This window comes from Comamonas sp. HJ-2 (assembly GCF_053615495.1).
Genome location: NZ_JBSIFD010000008.1, coordinates 1 through 16,633 on the forward strand (window position 1 = coordinate 1; position 16,633 = coordinate 16,633).

The following is a 16,633-nucleotide window of genomic DNA, read 5'->3' on the forward strand; positions in this document are numbered from 1 at the left end:
TGGCTCCTCAACCTGGGCTCGAACCAGGGACCTACGGATTAACAGTCCGGCGCTCTACCGACTGAGCTATTGAGGAAGAAGACCTAGATTATAGGGTGTAAAAATGGGCTCGCAGGAAGTTCATCACAATTTCATTAAATTCTCTGTGCCTGATGCTCGAACTGGCCGCACCGTTCACGTGGATTGGTGGCGACGCTATGCTTTTGATGATTGAACAGTGCGGTGACCCGGTGGTTGCTGCACGCCGTATTGATATATGACTGTACGTACCATTTTGAAGATGGGTGATCCCCGTCTGCTGAGACTTGCCAAGCCGGTGACTGAATTTGATACGGATGCGCTGCATCTGCTTCTTAAGGATTTGCTGGACACCATGCATGCTGCCAACGGTGCCGGCCTGGCGGCGCCGCAGATCGGCGAGGATTTGCAGATGGTGGTGTTTGGCTCGGGTGAGCCCAATCCCCGTTATCCGGATGCCCCCATAGTGCCTCGTACCGTGCTGATCAATCCAGTCATCACACCCATCGGTGAAGAGGAGCAGCTGGATTGGGAAGGCTGTCTGTCTGTTCCGGGTCTGCGAGCCATGGTGCCACGCTGGAACAAGGTGCGCTACACCGGCTTTGATATCTACGGCGACCCGATTGACCGCACGGTCGATGGCTTTCACGCGCGCGTGGTCCAGCATGAGTGCGACCACCTCTGGGGCAAGCTCTATCCGATGAGGGTGCGCGATTTCACTTGTTTCGGCTTTACCGATGTACTGTTTCCCGGCATCGCTCAGGCCGAGGAAGACTGATCGGCCACTGACAAGCGCTCCAGATCTCTTTTTTCTCTTCTCTGCTGGATGCAAGACACAACTGGGAATGTGTCTTGCATCCTTTTGTTCTTTATAGAGGGCATGAATGCCTTGATGGGCATGATCTGCGTCAATTTCCGGTACCAGATCGCAGCCAATGGGTGTGCTTTTTTGCTTTGGAAAGGTTCTGGTCAGCACTTTGTATACAAAACTGTAGACAATTTTGGTCTTCTGGCAACGTAAAGTCTCGACTCATGCCCTTCTGGGTATGGCTTTGATTGCGTAATGGAATAGTCCGTCTGGCGGATGTCCTGCAATCAAAGGAGATTGAAAGACTGACTTGGGTGAATGAAAGAGTGGTTTGCTCTTTTCCATAGGTCGGATCGCTCTCGAAGAAGAGCGACTGGCTGCAGCACAAGGCCTCGCCGGGGCGATCGGAAAAGATCGCTGCCGGAAAGAGTTGCTGCAAGTCGACCGGACAGAGCGAAAGGCCTCTAGAGCCTTGGTGAGTAGGTAATTTAGGAGACAAAGATGAACGATCAGACCGGAGCATCCAGGGATGCGGCCGTCAAGCGCCCCGAAGATGAGAATCTTGGCGTCACCGCCAACCTCATGTATGGCTTGCAACATGTGTTGACCATGTACGGCGGCATCGTGGCGGTGCCTCTGATCGTCGCTGAAGCGGCTGGCATGTCTGCTGCCGATGCCGGTCTGCTGGTGACCGCCTGCCTGTTCATGGGTGGTGTGGCAACCTTGCTGCAGACCCTGGGCATCCCTTTCTTCGGCTGCCGTCTGCCGCTGGTTCAAGGCGTTTCGTTCGCAGGCGTGGCCACCATGGTCAGCATTCTGCACACCGGGGGCGGCATGCAGGGCGTGCTGGGAGCCGTCATGTACGCCTCGGTACTGGGTCTGATCATTGCGCCGGTTTTTTCGCGCATCACCAAATTCTTCCCGCCGCTGGTCAACGGCTGCGTGATCACGGTGATCGGCATGTCGCTGATGCCTGTGGCTGCGCATTGGGCCATGGGCGGCAATGCCAAGTCGGCTGATTACGGCAGCATGGGCAATATCGGCCTGGCCGGTCTGTCGCTGTTCATGGTGCTGCTGTTCAGCAAGCTGGGCAATGCCATGCTGTCGCGCCTGTCGATTCTGGTGGCGATCGTGGTGGGCACCATCACGGCCGTCTTCATCGGCAAGGCCGATTTCTCCCAGGTGTTCAACGGCCCCATTTTTGCGGTGCCTACGCCTTTGCACTTCGGCTGGCCCACTTTCGACATGGCTGCCACCATCTCCATGTTCATCGTGATTCTGGTGATCCTGGTGGAAACCTCGGCCGACGTGCTGGCCGTGGGCGAAATCGTGGACAGCCCCGTGGACGGTCGCCGTCTGGGTGATGGTCTGCGCGCCGACATGCTCTCCAGCATCGTGGCTCCCATCTTCGGCGGCTTCACGCAAAGCGCTTTTGCACAGAACGTGGGTCTGGTGGCCGTGACCGGAATCAAGAGCCGTTTCGTGGTGGCTTTCTCCGGCCTGATCCTGATCGTGTTTGGCGTGCTGCCGGTGATGGGCCGCATCGTGGCCTGCGTGCCTCCGTCCGTGCTGGGCGGTGCCGGTCTGGTGCTGTTCGGTACCGTGGCTGCCAGCGGCATCCGTACCCTGGCCAAGGTGGAATACAACAACAATATGAATCTGATCATTGTTGCCACCTCGGTGAGCGCGGGTCTGCTGCCGGTGGTGGCTCCCAAGTTCTATGACCAGTTCCCCGCATGGTTTGCCACGATCTTTCACTCGGGCATCAGCGCAACGGCCCTGGTTGCCGTGACCCTGAACCTGCTCTACAACCACTTCAAGCAAGGCAATTCCGATCAGCCTTCCGTCTTTGAAGCCGGCTATGGCCGCGCCCTGAGCCAACATGTGCTGGAAGCCCTGGCCGATGGCGACCGCGTCGAAGGTGGCAAGGTCTACGACAAGGAAGGCAAGGAAGTGCCCATCATTCCGGTCAAGCCGGCACATGGCCACTGAGCCGAGATCAAAGTGCGCGCGGTGGGGTCTGACCCCGTCGTGATTTACACCGCTATCCCGAGGGATAGCGGTTTTTTTATGCCAGGCTCAAAAGCTGAGGACTCCAAGGAGTCCGAGGCAGGACACTGGCGGCCCTTCAGTGAGACACGCCCAAGATGGCATGCAGGCGCGCGCTGGTCGTCGTGTACTCCAGCAAAGGCTTGCTGCCTTGCAGGTATTCGGCGGCGGCAAACGCGGCCATGGTGGCTTCGTGGAAGGCGCAGAGGATCAGCCGTTTCTTGCCGTTGTAGCTGACGATGTCGCCAATGGCATAAATCCCCGGGGCGCTGGTGGCAAGCGTTGCCGGATCCACGGCCAGCTGTTTGCGCTCCAGCGCCAGACCCCAGTCCGTCAAGGGGCCCAGCTTGGGTGAAATGCCCTGGTAGACCAGCAACTGTTCGACAGGCTGCAGGTGCTCGTCGCCTTCGCCGTCCATCCATTGCACGGCCTCCAGTCGACCATCGCCGTGCCGCACTTCGGTGATCTGGCCGATCAGCACTTCGACGGTGCCAGATTCGCGCAATTGCTGCAGCCGGGCCAGTTGCGCCGGCTCGGCATTGAAGCTGTCACGGCGATGCATGAGAACGGTTCTGGCCGCGCTTGAACTGCAGGCAATGGCAGCTGCTACGGCGTCCTCATCGCCGCCATAGATCAGCACCTGGTGGCCAGCGGCCATATCCAACTGCTGCGGGTGATAGTGCAGCTGACCCGTGCCGAGCTCATCCACTCCTGGCGCCTTGAGGGCCTTGGGCACGAACGCGCCGACGCCTGCGGCGATGAAGACGGTACGGGTGTGGAACATTGCGCCTGCCGTGGTGCCGATCTGCCAGCGTCCGTCGTTGAGGGCTTGCAGAGTCTGTACTTGCTGGGACAGATGGCGGTTCACCTGCATGGGCGAGATCTGCTTCTCCAGCAGTTGCACCAGCTCCAGGCCCGTGCAGACCGGAATGCCGGGAATGTCGTAGATGGGCTTGTGCGCGTAGAGCTGGCTGCACTGGCCACCCACATGGGGCAGGGCATCGATCAAATGGGCTTGAATGCCCTGCAGGCCAAGCTGAAAGGCCTGAAACAAACCCGCCGGACCTGCGCCAATGATGATGGCGTCGGTTTCCACGGCGGGTTGTAGTGAGAGGGAAGCGTTGGTCGTTGCGTTGGACAGGCTCATGCAGGCAAGCGTAGCGCAGTCCGCGCACTGACCGGCTTAGCGCTCCAGCAAATCCACTTTGTTCGGCTTGCCATTCCACTCGTCGGCGTCGGGCAGCGAAGCCTTGCGCTTGGTGATGCTCTTCCAGCTCTTGAGCTGGGACAGATCCACGTTCAGCTTGATGAAGGCCAGTTGATCGGCAGGCACATCTTCTTCGGCAAAGATGGCATTGGCCGGGCACTCGGGAATGCAGACGGCGCAGTCGATGCATTCATCGGGATCGATCACCAGAAAGTTGGGGCCTTCACGGAAGCAGTCCACGGGGCAAACGTCCACGCAATCGGTGTACTTGCACTTGATGCAGTTTTCGGTAACGACGTGAGTCATTGAGAATCTTCTTCTTGGGTGGGATTGGTAAAACCCCGTGATTTTAGGTTTTTTCCCGCGCAGCGCCAGTGCCTGGCTGGATAAGGCCGTATGGAGATCTGGTTTGGCGGCCAGATCGCAGTTGCGGCCTTGTCTTCAGCTTCAGTTCACCAGTGCGGCACCGGCTGTTGCATTGCTGGCGGTGTCCACCAGAATCAGCGAGCCCAGCTGGCGGGCTTGGGTAAAGGGGGCGGCCGGAATGGCTTCCTGCAGCACCAGCTCCACCTGGCCGATGGCATTGGCCTCGAGCTGCTGGGCGTCTTCCTTGTCCAGTGTATTGATATTGAGGCGGTGCACCAAGCGGCGCGCCTTGGCCTTGACCCAGCGATGGCCATGCAGCGCCCAGTAAACGCGACCGGGCACCAGGGGTTCGGTGTCCATCCAGGCCACGGTGGCAGTGATCTCGCGGCTGCTGGGCCAGGGGCTTGCGGCAGCAGGGGCATCAAAATCATCCTCGGCCACTTCGGCCTGCACGGGCGCGGCAACAATCCAGTCGCCGCGCGAGACATCGACCTCGCGGTCCAGCGTGATGCCTGCGGACAGGCCGGCAGCCACTTCCTTGGGCGCGCGGGCGTGGTCTATGACCTGGGCCACGGTCGCGAGCTGGCCGCTGGGCAGAATCTGCACCTGGGCACCGACCCGGGCCACGCCCGTGGCGACACGGCCCCAGAACACGCGGCGACCCTGGCTGGTGTCGGACGAAGAAGAGAACTTTTCCACCCACTGCACGGGGAAGGCCAGCGCCAGATCGGTGTCGGTGGGCGTGTTGGGCAGCTGTTCCAGCAGTTGCAGCAGGCTGGGGCCGTGGTAGCCGGCCCAGCCGTCAGTGCTGTTGACCACGTTGTAGCCCTTGAGCGCGGACACGGGCACGGTGGCCGTGATCTTGATGTCTGCGGAGGCAGTGAACTTCTGCAGCGCGGCGCTGATATGGGCAAAGGCCAGGGCCGGGTCCTGCACGGCGTCGAGCTTGTTGACGGCAAACACCAGTGAATTCACGCGCAGCAGATGGGCCAGCAGGCTGTGGCGGCGGGTCTGGGGCAGCAGCTCCAGATCGGCATTCTTCCAGTCCAGCTTGGTGGCATCGACCAACACCACGGCGGCATCGGCACTCGATGCTGCCGTCACCATATTGCGTGTGTACTGCTCGTGACCGGGAGCGTCGCCGATGATGAACTTGCGCGACTCGGTGGCGAAGTAGCGGTAGGCCACATCGATCGTGATGCCTTGCTCGCGCTCGGCGGCCAGGCCGTCGGTCAGCAGGGCCAGGTCCGTCTCGCCGGACTTGGTGACGCCGGCCAACTGATCCTGCAGCACGGCGCGGGTGTCCACCAGCAGGCGACCGATCAGCGTGCTCTTGCCGTCATCGACCGAGCCGCAGGTGATAAAGCGCAGCGCGCTGCTGTTATGTGCATCAAATTGGCCTGAAGCGCTTGATGGATTTGCGCTAGCAGCTACGGAATTAATAGTTTCAGTCATCGCATTCTTTCTTCGATCAAGCCTGGGCGTGATCCTTGAACAGGCATGGCCCAACCCCGGACACCGCGCAAGGGCCGTCCCGCCGCGCTGGTGTCGTCCCCCTCCCGAAGGCGAAGCCTGACGAGAGAGGGGGAAGGCGCGATAGCGCCACAGGGGGAGCGTTAGAAGTAACCGTCTTTCTTGCGCTTTTCCATGGACGCTTCGCTGGTCTTGTCATCCATGCGCGTCGCGCCACGTTCGCTGACCTCGGCGGCCAGAGTCTCGATCACGATGTCTTCGGCCGTTGCTGCCGTGCTTTCCACGGGGCAGGTGCAGGTGATGTCGCCCACGGTACGGAAGCGCACATCGCGCTGCACGACTTCCTCGCCGTCACGCGGCGGGGTCAGTTCGGTCACGGGTACCAGCAGGCCCTTGCGCTCCACCACATCGCGCTTGTGGGTGTAGTAGATCGATGGCAGGGCGATGTTTTCACGGGCGATGTACTGCCACACGTCCAGCTCGGTCCAGTTGCTGATGGGGAAGACGCGGAAATGCTCGCCCTGTGCAATGCGGGTGTTGAACAGCGTCCACAGCTCGGGGCGCTGAGCCTTGGGTTGCCACTGGCCGAAGCTGTCGCGGTGGCTGAAGATGCGCTCCTTGGCGCGGGCCTTTTCCTCGTCGCGGCGCGCGCCGCCGATCAGGGCATCGAAGCGGAACTCGTCAATCGCCTCCAGCAGCGTCACCGACTGGTGCACATTGCGCGATTCGCCAGGGTGTGCCAGACGCACGGTGCCGCGCGCCATGGAGTCTTCCACGCTGCGCACGATCAGCTCGGCGCCCAATTCCTTGGCTCGCTGGTCGCGGAAATCGGTCACTTCGGGGAAGTTGTGGCCGGTGTCGATCATCAGCAAGGGATAGGGAATGCGGCCCGCGCCGAAGGCCTTTTCGGCGCAGCGCAGCATGACCAGCGAATCCTTGCCGCCCGAAAACAGCAGGGTGGGGCGTTCAAAAGTCGCGGCCACTTCGCGCAGGATGAAAATGGTTTCTTCTTCCAGTGCATCCAGGTGGCGGTTGCTGAGATGGCTCAACACGGAAGTATCCACACGAGCGTTCATTTTTTATCCAATCAAATAATGCTGTAGCGCTTATGGATATTTGGCTAGCAGCTATCTTTTTATTAAGCAAGACCTAAAAGCTGGCGCAAGCTGAACAAGAGGCAGCGAGCAAGGGCCGCCCCGCCGCGATGCTGTCGTCCCCCTTCCGCACAGCGAGAAAGGGGGAAGCCGCAAAGCGGCTCAGGGGCTCAGTGAGATATATGCAGGCCGCATTCGCGGTTGTCTTCACCCTTGGTCGGGTCCACATAGTCAAAGTTGTTGGGCAGGCCGTGCTTTTCGCAGTATTCGTACAGCTCCTTGGACGACCAGTGCAGCAGCGGCGCAACCTTGATCAGACCGTCGGGATTGATGCTCACGGGCTCCATCTGTGCTCGCACGGCGGTGTCGGTGGCGCGCAGGGCGGTGAACCAGACCTTGGGTGCTGTTTCGCGCAGGGCGCGGGCAAAGGGCTCCAGCTTCACTTCTTCTGTGAAGGCCGCATGGCGCGGATCGTCCAGCGCCGGCGTGGCGCCTTCCACAGCCTCGCGGTGGGCGCGTGAGCGCAGCGGCAGGTAGATCTTGAGGTTGAGCCCAAGCTGCTTGGTCACCGCATCGGCAAACCGATAGGTGGCTTCGGTGTTGTAGCCGTTGTCCATCCAGACCACGGGCACGTCGGGGTTAGCGCGCGTGACCATGTGCAGAATCACCGCCTCGAAGGGGCGGAAGTTGGTGGTGACTATGGTGGGCTGATCCAGGCCCACGGCCCAGTTCACCAGCGCCTGGGCGTCGCGGCCCAGTTCGGCATTGATTTGTGCCAGATCCAGGTCGAGGGTGCTTACGGGGGCGAGCTGGCTCATGCTTGCACCTCTACGAAATGGGGCTGTGTGTGCACGGCATCGGCCTGGTAGAAACCGCCAAAGCGCTCGAACTGGCGCTGGGCATCGGCGGCGTCCACGCCTTCGCGCAGCACGGCGCTGCTGAAGCCCGTGCGCTCCATTTGAACCAGCTGGTCGATCAGCACATCGCCGGTGGCACGGATGTCGCCCGCAAACTTCAGACGACGGCGCAGCAGGTAGGCCTGGCTGAAGGCGCGGCCGTCGGTGAAGTTGGGGAAATGCAGATCCACCTGCGTGATGCCGTCCAGATTCACCTCAAGGGCGTTTACATCGTTGGCCAGCACCAGCACATTGCCGGTGCTCTCGCTGGGGGCCTGGTATTCGTTGCTTGCCAGAATTTTCATGACTCTATCCTTGTTCTTATGGCTTCAGGCCAGCGCTTCTTCTTCGGCTTCCACAGGGTGGCGGGCTGCCTTGCCGGCTTCCTTGAAGGGGTCCAGGCCGATGCGGCGCACGGCGTCGATGAAGTGCTCGCCGGGCTGGCGCAGGTCGCGATAGGTGCTGAGCACGGCTTCGATCACATCGGGCACCTCGGCTGCGCTGAACGAGGGGCCGATGACCTTGCCGGCCACGGCCTGGCCGGACAGGGTCGAGCCGTCGGAGCCGCCCAGCGTGACCTGATACCACTCCTTGCCGTCCTTATCCACGCCCAGAATGCCGATATGGCCGCTGTGGTGGTGGCCGCAGCTGTTGATGCAGCCGCTGATGTGCAGATCGATCTCGCCGATGTCGTCCAGCTCGTCCAGATCCTGGTAGCGGGCCGTGATGGCGTCGGCAATCGGCAGGCTGCGGGCATTGGCCAGCGCGCAGAAGTCGCCGCCGGGGCAGGCGATCATGTCGGTGAGCAGCGCCACATTGGTGCTGGCCAGGCCCAGTGCCTTGGCTTCGGTCCACAGTGCATGCAGCTGTCCGACCTGCACCCAGGGCAGCATCACGTTCTGGTCGTGCGTCACGCGGGCTTCGCCGGCGGAGAACTTGTCCACCAGATGAGCCAGTGCGTCGAGCTGTTCGCTTTGCGCATCGCCGGGGGCCTGGCCCACACGCTTGAAGGACAGGGTCACGGCGCGCAGACCGGCCACGCGGTGGGCGTGGACGTTGCGGGCAATCCAGCGTGCAAAAGCAGGTTCCTTGGCGGTCTGGGCAATCAGGGCCTGCTCATCGCCTGCGGCATCGGCCACCACGGGCAGAGCGGGCGTGGTGAACATGGCAGACACGCGATCGAACTCGGCCTGGGGCACGGTGTGAGGGCCGCCGTCCACTTCGACGATCTGGCGGAATTCCTCTTCCACGGCATCGATATAGGCCTGGCCTTCGGCCTTGACCAGAATCTTGATACGGGCCTTGTACTTGTTGTCGCGGCGGCCCAGCTCGTTGTAGACGCGGACGATGGCCTCGATGTAATTCATGATCTGGTTCCAGGGCAGGAACTCGCGGATCACGGTGCCGATCACGGGCGTGCGGCCCATGCCGCCGCCCACGAAGACCTTGAAGCCGATCTCGCCGGCTTCGTTCTTGACCATGTGCAGGCCCACGTCATGCCAGCCCGTGGCGGCGCGGTCTTCGCTGGCGCCGGTGATGGCGATCTTGAACTTGCGTGGCAGAAACGCGAACTCGGGGTGCAGCGTGGTCCACTGGCGCAGGATTTCTGCGTAGGGACGGGGATCGATGATCTCGTCGGGTGCGATACCGGCCAGCGCATCGGTGGTGGTGTTGCGGATGCAGTTGCCGCTGGTCTGGATGCCGTGCAGGTTCACCGATGCCAGCAGATCCATCACATCGGCGGACTTGCTCAGCGGAATCCAGTTGAACTGCACATTGGTGCGAGTGGTGAAGTGGGCGCAGTTCTTGGGCAGATAGGTCGTGCCCAGCTTGCCCTGGCCTTCCAGAGCCTGTTTGAAGACTTCGGCCTCGGGCTCGTCGTACTCACGGGCCACCTTGGCCAGCACGCGGATCTGGGCCGAGTTGATTTCGCCGTAGGGCACGGCCACGCGCAGCATGGGGGCGTAGCGCTGCACATACCAGCCGTTTTGCAGGCGCAGCGGGCGGAAATCGTCTTCCGTGAGCTTGCCTGCCTGCCAGCGTTGGAGCTGGTCACGGAACTGGTCGGCGCGTTGCTTGACGAACGCTTTGTCGAAATCGGTGTATTGATACATGTCTTCAGTTCTTCCGTGGAGCGGATGCCTTGCCTCGGGTGGCATTGCACTTTGATCGTTGGTCAGAACTGTAGAGAGGCTTTATATAAAAACAAACGATTATTTAGTGCTTCATATATATCTGAATGAATATGTGAAGAGCTGCCAGAACGCTCTTACGGAGCTCCTGAACCAATTTCCTTTCTGCGCGCTTGCATTTTGTGAGCGCCCCTGTGCCGGGCATTCTCTAGAATCAAGGCTTGTTCAATGATTGAGGCGCCTGGATTGAAAGCGGGTGCCTGACTATGGAAATAGCCATACTTTTCGCTCTCATCTGTCTGAACGGCGTCTTCGCCATGTCGGAAATTGCGCTGGTTACCGCCCGCAAAACCCGCATGCAGAAACTGGTGGATGAGGGCGACAGCGGCGCGGCAGCTGCTATCAAATTGGGAGAGGATCCAACGCGTTTCCTCTCCACCATCCAGATTGGTATCACCTCCATCGGGGTGCTCAACGGCATCGTCGGCGAGGCGGCTCTGGCCGGCCCGCTGGAGAACTGGCTGATCACCCTGGGCATGACCCAGAAATACGCCGACTACCTCTCCACCGGCCTGGTGGTGGTGCTGATCACCTACTTCTCCATCGTTGTGGGCGAGCTGGTTCCCAAGCGCCTGGGTCAGACCCATCCCGAGGCCCTGGCGCGCCTGATCTCGCGTCCCATCAACTTCCTGGCCCTGGCCACCAAACCCTTTGTCTGGCTGCTGTCGGCATCGACGCGCGGCCTGCTCAAGGTTCTGGGCGTCAAGGAAAGCAATGGCAGCGTGGTGACCGAAGAGGAAATCCAGGCCATTTTGGTGGAAGGCCACACGGCCGGCGTGATCGAGTCGCAAGAGCACACCATGGTGCGCAATGTGTTCCGTCTGGACGACCGCCAGATCGGCTCGCTGATGGTGCCGCGCAGCGATGTCATCTGTCTCGATATCGACGAGAGCCTGGAAGAGACTCTGGCCCGTGTCGAGCAGGCCGACCATGCGCGCTTTCCGGTCGTGCGCGGCGATATGAACAATATCGTGGGCGTGCTCAACGCCCGACAGTGGCTGACGCAGGCCTTGCTCAACAAGGGCAGGCAGGCGCTCAAGGACCAGCCTCTGCAGGCTGCCCTCTATGTGCCCGAGACCATTACCGGCATGGAGCTGCTGGACAACTTCCGCACCTCCGATCTGCATATGGCCTTTGTGATCGACGAGTACGGCGAGGTGCAGGGCATTGTCACGCTGCAGGACCTGATCGAGGCGATTACCGGCGAATTCCAGCCGCGTGATCCCGAAACCAGCTGGGCCGTGCAGCGCGAAGACGGCAGCTGGCTGCTGGACGGCCATATTCCCGTGCCCGAACTCAAGGACCGCCTGAGCCTGCATACCGTTCCCGAGGAAGAGCGCGGCCGCTATCACACCCTGAGCGGCATGATCATGCTGCTGCTGGGCCGCGTGCCCACCGAAGCCGACGTGGTGGAGTGGGAAGACTGGCGCTTTGAAGTCGTGGACATGGACGGCAAGACGCTGGACAAGGTACTGGCGACCAGGCTCGAGCCCCTGGTCACCGTGGCATCGTTAAGCAGCGAATAACCCGGCTTCAGAATCAGGCCCGAAATGGCACGCAGCACTTCTCCGTAAGCGCTGCGTGCTTTTTTTCGCCAGTGGCCTACCTGGGCTGCTGAAGGGAGCGGCTCCACAGGCGCTGCGTACCCAGGGCCTGAGCCAGTCTGGCATCCAGCGGCAGCGGCTCGCCATGCAGGCGTGCCGCCAGCAGCTCGCCGCATAGCATGGACAGCGTCAACCCGCGTGAGCCCAGCCCCGTCAGCACCCACAGGCCCGGTAGATCGGTGGCCGACTGCCCGGCGGGGCCTGCCAGCGGCAGACGGTCATAGGCCGCGCAACGCAGGCGCGCCCAGGTGGCGGGCCGCTGGTTCGCATCGAAGAAGGAGCCCAGCGCCTGCCTGCAGCCGGGCAGCAAAGCGCCCAGCTTTTCGCCATTGCTGGCATGGGCGGCCTGCTGGTCGGCAGCCGTGGGCGGCAGCTCGGTCACATCGCGCTCGAAGGTCGATCCCATGATCCACTGGTGCGAGCCGGCCCGGTCGGCCGAAGGGAAGTCCGGCACCAGATTGCCATGACCGTTGACAGGGAAGGGCGGCATGGCCGCAAGCGTCCCTGCATCATGCTCGGCCACGCTGACCTGGCCGCGTATGGCTTGCAGCTCCCATTCTCCTGCTGCCAGGCCGCTGGCCTGTAACAAGGGCTTGGTGTCCGGGCCCAGGGCCAGCACCAGCATGGGGGCTTCGGCCAGGGTCTGGCTCTGCGCATCCAGCACCTGCCAGATGTTGCGCACTTCATCGCGCATCAGCCGTGAAGCTCGGGCATGGCCCTGCCAATGAATCCCGGGGGCTTGCAGCAGCGCGCGCACCAGTTGTGCGGGGCGTACCCAGCCAGCCTGCTCATGCCAGACAGCGTGGCTGTCTGCAGGCAGCTTTGCCGCAGCCAGCTGAGCCAGCTGCGCAGGCGCACTCCAGTGCAGGCCCCAGGGGCTGGTCTCGCTGCCGGGTTGCAGCCATGACCTGGGCAGATGGGAAGGCTCGTTCAGGTCATGCTCCAGCACGCCGCCATGGGCCCAGTCCTGGGCTGGATGCAACTTTTGCGCTTGGCTCAGTTGCTGCAGATTTTGTAGCGTTGTGCGCACGCCACTTCTGGACAGGCGCGATAGAACACTGTCATCGGGCGAAATATGCGGGCAAAACAAGCCGGCTGGCAGGCCTGATGCTCCTGCCGCAGGCTCGGCCGCAGCATCCAGCACCGTCACTTCCCAGCCGCGTCTTGCCAGGCTGGCGGCAGCGGCGGCACCAGCCAGGCCTGCACCCAGCACCAGGCAGCGGCCGGCCTGGCCCACGGGTGCAGGCAGGCCGTCAGGGCGATGGCGTGGCTCCCAGGCCGGGTTGTAGGCTGCATGCAGGTTATGGCGCTTGGGCGGCACGCCAGCGCGCTTCTTGACTTCAAAACCCTGAGCCTTGAGCGCCAGGCGCACATGGCCGGTCACGCACCAGGTGGCAAGCTGCGTGCCCCGGCGGCAATGGCGGGCAATGTTCTTCATGGCATCTTCATCCCACATCTCGGGGTTGAGCTGGGGAGAGAAGCCATCCAGATACACGCTGTCCGCCGTCATCTGCTGTTTGCGCAGCATGGTCCTGGCATCGCCTATATAGAGCGTCAGCAGCACCTGGCCGTCATCAAAGGAAAGGCGATGCACGCCCGGCAGCAGTCCCCACCATTGCTCGGCCAGTTGTTCGCCAAGCGCGCGCAGTACCTCATCGGCCGGCAAAAACGCGAGCAGATCCTCGCGCGAGACAGGGTAGGCCTCCACCGAGACAAAATGCAGAATGCGCGGGCGTCTGGGATCGGCCTTCCATGCCGCCCATGTGACCAGGAAATTCAGGCCGAAGCCAAAGCCGGTTTCCAGAATGCGCCACTGCGCTGCATCGGCCCAGGCAACTGGCAGATCGCAGCCACCGAGAAAAACCTGGCGGGCCTGGTCGAGGCCGCCGAACTCGCTGTGATAGCGATCGCCGAATCTGGAACTATAGGGGGTGCCATCCGGCATCCATGTGATCGGTTCAGACATGGAAAGTGAAACTACATGGGTGATGCATGGCGCAGTCTAGTTCAGAGCAGCCAAGCAAGGGCCGCCCCGCAGCGATGGCTGAGTCCCCCTCCTGCGTAGCAAGAGAGGGGGGAAGGCGCGCAGCGCCACAGGGGGGAGTCTCGATCACTCCCAGCGCTGCTGGTACGAGAAAACCGGCAGACGCCATTTGAAACGAATGGCGGCCAGACGGAAGGCCAGGCCGCCGGCAAAACACACGATGGTGCTGATATTGGGGCTGACATCCAGATAGCGCAGGCCCAGGAACATCAGGCATACCGACAGCGACACGCTGGCATACAGCTCGCGGCGGAACACCACGGGGACCTGGTTGCAGAGCACATCGCGCAAGATGCCGCCGCTGATGCCGGTAATCATGCCGGCCATGATGATGACGATGGTGGGGTAGCCCAGCTCCAGCGCGGTATTGCAGCCGATCAGCGAAAAGGCGATCAGGCCCATGGCGTCCAGCAGCAGAAACACCTGCTTGAGCCTGTGCATATGGCGTGCAATCACGGTGGTCAGCAGACCGAAGCTGATGACCAGATACACATATTCAGGGTGTTGGGTCCAGCCGATGGGGTAGTGGCCCAGCACCATGTCGCGGATGGTGCCGCCTCCCAGGGCAGTGACAAAGGCGATGACGACGACGCCGAAGATATCCATATTGCGCCTGCCTGCGGCGAGTGCGCCGGACATGGCTTCGGCGGTAATGGCCACCAGATAGATGACCAGCATGACGGTGAAGTTGGAGGCCTGGAACGAGTCCAGCAAAGAGACGGAAGGAAGCATGAAGGCACTTGAAAATAGACCAGCCACTCACATCGGCGGGAGTGTCCGGCTTGCCTCTCCCGCTGTCCTTTTACCTGAGAGTTGCGCATGAGCACCTTCGCGGTGGACATGCTTGCCCCTTCGGTGAGCCCTGCAGACTTGTGGTTGCGGGCTGCTCTCCAGTTGGCGATATCCGGGTCCTGTCAGACCCACCTGCGGTACTTATTGCCTGAGCGATTATGGGAGTTTGCGCCTTCGGCGGGAACCCTTGAAAGGCTCCGCTCTCCCGCGGGATGGGCGCGATTTTAGCCAGTTTCAGCGACTCTATTCGGGTTAATACCTGTATTGATGTGGTTCTGCGGCTGCCGGCTGGGGGAGCGGAAGGCCGGTCTGAACCCGCCATGGCTCGCACAAGCCCGCGTCTTCGTCTGTGAAGCCGCCCGCCATGAAAAACTCATACGCGCGACATCAAAGGCCAAAAAGCGCAAAGCTCGTCGCAACGAAGGCCGTTGCACTTCGTTTGGCCAGCGCTGCGCCGTACCGGCGCATCCCCACGGCCATTTTTAAGAATCTTCTTATACCGCTCGATCGAGTCCGTTCCTATCCTTGCCCACTTTAGATCAAACGGTCACGGCGAACCCCGGCGTTCGTGCAGGCAGCGTGTCTCCACACGCTTGCAAAAGGAGATGGGATGGGAGATTGGCTTCGACAGGCGCGTTGGGCCTTGTTCGGCCTGCTGGCGCTGATGGTGCCGGCGTCCGCACAAACGAAAAACAGTGCCGAACAGGAGAGCGCCGCGCAGGAGCTGCTGCGCCAGCAAGAGCGTGAGCGGATACTGCGCGAGAAGCAGGAGACAGCGACCGATGTGCGGTTGCAGCCGGCGCAGGCTCCGCCGCCGGACCGGCTTCCACCGGAAGAAACGCCATGCTTCCCGATTGAACGTATCTGGCTTGATGGCGAAGACGCCTACAGATTCTTCTGGTCTCTGAAAGCGGAGCGGCCGACCCCGGCAATGACCCCGCCACGGGGCGCTGCCTCGGCACCGGCGGCATCAACATGGTCATGGCGCGCGTGCAGAACGTCGTCGTCGTTCGCGGCTTCGTCACCACGCGCATCCTCGCCGCGCCGCAGGACCTCACCTTAGCCGGCAATTTGTGCAACAACGCCCCCAGCGGTAATCTGGGCTGGAACGTGCATTGGCTCATTCGAGGCGCCCTGAGAGTGCAGGTTTTTCGTTCCGCCCCTTCCGATTCAGCGATCCGAATTCGGAGAAGGCATCGCATGAATCGTTCCGCGACCGTGCTGAACCCAAATGGTGTGTATGCCGAGCGGTACTTGCCTGCAGATGCCAGAGCGAAAAAGCGCGGCAGAAAAGCGTAGATTGAATTTCGGAGTCCACTCGGTCTGTCCGAGCGGAATGAATGTCCGGCAGCGGAGAAAATGAAAAATACGTCCAACGTTGTCAGGGTTTGCAGAGTATTCGATTTTGACGAAAGTCCTGCTGAAATCTACGCAAAGCTATGCCAGAGTTTGTCTTTGCTTCCTGCGCCTTGGGGGCTGGCGAATGTGGATGTCATCACATTTGAAGACCGCCCCGATTGGCCTATCCATGAAGTGAGCTATCGACTTCACGAGGAGGTCAGTGGCCTTGAAATTGGACTTTTAAGCCGGAGGTATCGGCGAAATTCAGAGGCGCTTCCATGCCTTGAAGACTACATGACTGTCGAATTCAATTCTGCGAAAAATGGAGCCGACCTGAAGTATGTTTTCGATCAGGTGATCCCCCTCTACATACGCAGCTTTGGTGCGTTCTTCGCTGCGGTGGAGGACATGGATGTGCTGGCTGAAGAGGAAGACGAATTCTGGAGATCAAGTGATGAAGAGCGTATGCAGGTCCGGGCTCAATCCGGTCCACGTAGACAAGAGTGCCTTCACATCAGGCAAGTGAACTACTGGGCCAGAGAACAGTGCAGCAACTACTTCGGACTTACGCCAGAGCAGGTGGTAGGCATACTCAGCGGCCACGTCGCCCGTGCGGATGTACTTGAGGAGGGTGTGTTGATTTCCACCCAGAAGTGACCCACTAGCCCCCGGTGGGGATGCGGACAAAAACTTGGACTACCAGGAGGTAGTTCATGTACTCATACGAAGACAGGATTCTTGCAGTTGAG

15 protein-coding genes, 1 tRNA gene and 2 riboswitches are annotated in these 16,633 nt (G+C 61.1%); of the genes, 6 read left to right on the forward strand and 10 right to left on the reverse strand.

Annotation, left to right across the window (positions count from 1 at the left end):
• Positions 1-76, reverse strand: a tRNA-Asn gene (locus tag ACWGXF_RS07930).
• A 180-nt stretch (positions 77-256) separates the two neighbouring features.
• Between ACWGXF_RS07930 and def the strand changes: the two genes are divergently transcribed.
• Positions 257-796, forward strand: coding sequence for a peptide deformylase (gene def, locus ACWGXF_RS07935; RefSeq protein WP_041744249.1), 540 nt, complete (start codon positions 257-259; stop codon positions 794-796).
• 531 nt (positions 797-1,327) lie between these two features.
• Entirely contained in the window at positions 1,328-2,818 is a 1,491-nt protein-coding gene (locus ACWGXF_RS07940; protein ID WP_003069706.1) for a nucleobase:cation symporter-2 family protein, read from the forward strand.
• Between the two features lie 136 nt (positions 2,819-2,954).
• Here ACWGXF_RS07940 and ACWGXF_RS07945 read toward each other — a convergent pair whose 3' ends face one another.
• From ACWGXF_RS07945 to ACWGXF_RS07975, 7 genes are all read right to left on the reverse strand, one after another.
• Positions 2,955-4,022: an NAD(P)/FAD-dependent oxidoreductase gene (locus tag ACWGXF_RS07945; RefSeq protein WP_256630917.1), complete on the reverse strand. Its 1,068-nt coding sequence runs from the start codon at positions 4,020-4,022 to the stop codon at positions 2,955-2,957.
• 36 nt (positions 4,023-4,058) lie between these two features.
• Positions 4,059-4,388, reverse strand: coding sequence for a ferredoxin FdxA (gene fdxA / locus ACWGXF_RS07950; protein WP_003053491.1), 330 nt, complete (start codon positions 4,386-4,388; stop codon positions 4,059-4,061).
• A 141-nt stretch (positions 4,389-4,529) separates the two neighbouring features.
• The gene (locus ACWGXF_RS07955; protein WP_177340858.1) at positions 4,530-5,903 is read right to left on the reverse strand and encodes a sulfate adenylyltransferase subunit 1; all 1,374 of its coding nucleotides are present in this window, start codon (positions 5,901-5,903) and stop codon (positions 4,530-4,532) included.
• A gap of 161 nt (positions 5,904-6,064) precedes the next feature.
• Entirely contained in the window at positions 6,065-6,997 is a 933-nt protein-coding gene (gene cysD, locus ACWGXF_RS07960) for a sulfate adenylyltransferase subunit CysD (protein WP_003080167.1), read from the reverse strand.
• A gap of 188 nt (positions 6,998-7,185) precedes the next feature.
• The gene (locus ACWGXF_RS07965) at positions 7,186-7,833 is read right to left on the reverse strand and encodes a phosphoadenosine phosphosulfate reductase domain-containing protein (RefSeq protein WP_012839092.1); all 648 of its coding nucleotides are present in this window, start codon (positions 7,831-7,833) and stop codon (positions 7,186-7,188) included.
• Positions 7,830-8,216 carry a DUF934 domain-containing protein gene (locus tag ACWGXF_RS07970; protein ID WP_003080160.1) on the reverse strand — a complete coding sequence of 129 codons (387 nt, stop codon included), beginning with the start codon at positions 8,214-8,216 and terminating at the stop codon, positions 7,830-7,832. The genes ACWGXF_RS07965 and ACWGXF_RS07970 overlap by 4 nt, the downstream gene beginning before the upstream one ends.
• A 24-nt stretch (positions 8,217-8,240) precedes the next feature.
• Positions 8,241-10,025, reverse strand: a complete 1,785-nt coding sequence (locus ACWGXF_RS07975) for a nitrite/sulfite reductase (RefSeq protein ID WP_003069693.1) — start codon at positions 10,023-10,025, stop codon at positions 8,241-8,243.
• Between the two features lie 284 nt (positions 10,026-10,309).
• Here ACWGXF_RS07975 and ACWGXF_RS07980 point away from each other — a divergent pair, with 284 nt between their 5' ends.
• A complete protein-coding gene (locus ACWGXF_RS07980) occupies positions 10,310-11,629 on the forward strand; it encodes a hemolysin family protein (RefSeq protein ID WP_003069691.1) in 1,320 nt (439 codons plus the stop codon).
• A gap of 76 nt (positions 11,630-11,705) precedes the next feature.
• On the opposite strand, the gene mnmC is transcribed toward ACWGXF_RS07980, so the two are convergent.
• A complete protein-coding gene (mnmC, locus tag ACWGXF_RS07985) occupies positions 11,706-13,652 on the reverse strand; it encodes an FAD-dependent 5-carboxymethylaminomethyl-2-thiouridine(34) oxidoreductase MnmC (RefSeq protein ID WP_256631263.1) in 1,947 nt (648 codons plus the stop codon).
• A 165-nt stretch (positions 13,653-13,817) separates the two neighbouring features.
• Positions 13,818-14,483: a trimeric intracellular cation channel family protein gene (locus ACWGXF_RS07990; protein WP_003069687.1), complete on the reverse strand. Its 666-nt coding sequence runs from the start codon at positions 14,481-14,483 to the stop codon at positions 13,818-13,820.
• A 52-nt stretch (positions 14,484-14,535) separates the two neighbouring features.
• A riboswitch (glycine riboswitch) is annotated at positions 14,536-14,655 on the reverse strand.
• A 13-nt stretch (positions 14,656-14,668) separates the two neighbouring features.
• Positions 14,669-14,761: riboswitch (glycine riboswitch) on the reverse strand.
• A 425-nt stretch (positions 14,762-15,186) separates the two neighbouring features.
• Between ACWGXF_RS07990 and ACWGXF_RS07995 the strand changes: the two genes are divergently transcribed.
• From ACWGXF_RS07995 to ACWGXF_RS08005, 3 genes are read left to right on the forward strand one after another with little or no spacing between them, the layout of a single operon-like run.
• Positions 15,187-15,606 (forward strand): hypothetical protein, encoded by a 420-nt coding sequence (locus tag ACWGXF_RS07995; RefSeq protein ID WP_370466720.1) that lies wholly within the window; start codon positions 15,187-15,189, stop codon positions 15,604-15,606.
• Positions 15,525-15,842, forward strand: a complete 318-nt coding sequence (locus tag ACWGXF_RS08000) for a hypothetical protein (RefSeq protein WP_452101828.1) — start codon at positions 15,525-15,527, stop codon at positions 15,840-15,842. The genes ACWGXF_RS07995 and ACWGXF_RS08000 overlap by 82 nt, the downstream gene beginning before the upstream one ends.
• A gap of 60 nt (positions 15,843-15,902) precedes the next feature.
• On the forward strand, positions 15,903-16,541 hold the full coding sequence (locus tag ACWGXF_RS08005) for a hypothetical protein (protein WP_452101829.1): 639 nt from the start codon (positions 15,903-15,905) through the stop codon (positions 16,539-16,541).
• Positions 16,542-16,633: the final 92 nt, after the last annotated feature.

Coding starts and splice junctions, on each gene's coding strand:
- def (WP_041744249.1), top strand. CDS start 257: ATGACTGTACGTACCATTTTGAAGATGGGTGATCCCCGTCTGCTGAGA.
- ACWGXF_RS07940 (WP_003069706.1), top strand. CDS start 1,328: ATGAACGATCAGACCGGAGCATCCAGGGATGCGGCCGTCAAGCGCCCC.
- ACWGXF_RS07945 (WP_256630917.1), bottom strand. CDS start 4,022: ATGAGCCTGTCCAACGCAACGACCAACGCTTCCCTCTCACTACAACCC.
- fdxA (WP_003053491.1), bottom strand. CDS start 4,388: ATGACTCACGTCGTTACCGAAAACTGCATCAAGTGCAAGTACACCGAT.
- ACWGXF_RS07955 (WP_177340858.1), bottom strand. CDS start 5,903: ATGACTGAAACTATTAATTCCGTAGCTGCTAGCGCAAATCCATCAAGC.
- cysD (WP_003080167.1), bottom strand. CDS start 6,997: ATGAACGCTCGTGTGGATACTTCCGTGTTGAGCCATCTCAGCAACCGC.
- ACWGXF_RS07965 (WP_012839092.1), bottom strand. CDS start 7,833: ATGAGCCAGCTCGCCCCCGTAAGCACCCTCGACCTGGATCTGGCACAA.
- ACWGXF_RS07970 (WP_003080160.1), bottom strand. CDS start 8,216: ATGAAAATTCTGGCAAGCAACGAATACCAGGCCCCCAGCGAGAGCACC.
- ACWGXF_RS07975 (WP_003069693.1), bottom strand. CDS start 10,025: ATGTATCAATACACCGATTTCGACAAAGCGTTCGTCAAGCAACGCGCC.
- ACWGXF_RS07980 (WP_003069691.1), top strand. CDS start 10,310: ATGGAAATAGCCATACTTTTCGCTCTCATCTGTCTGAACGGCGTCTTC.
- mnmC (WP_256631263.1), bottom strand. CDS start 13,652: ATGCCGGATGGCACCCCCTATAGTTCCAGATTCGGCGATCGCTATCAC.
- ACWGXF_RS07990 (WP_003069687.1), bottom strand. CDS start 14,483: ATGCTTCCTTCCGTCTCTTTGCTGGACTCGTTCCAGGCCTCCAACTTC.
- ACWGXF_RS08000 (WP_452101828.1), top strand. CDS start 15,525: ATGGCGCGCGTGCAGAACGTCGTCGTCGTTCGCGGCTTCGTCACCACG.
- ACWGXF_RS08005 (WP_452101829.1), top strand. CDS start 15,903: ATGAAAAATACGTCCAACGTTGTCAGGGTTTGCAGAGTATTCGATTTT.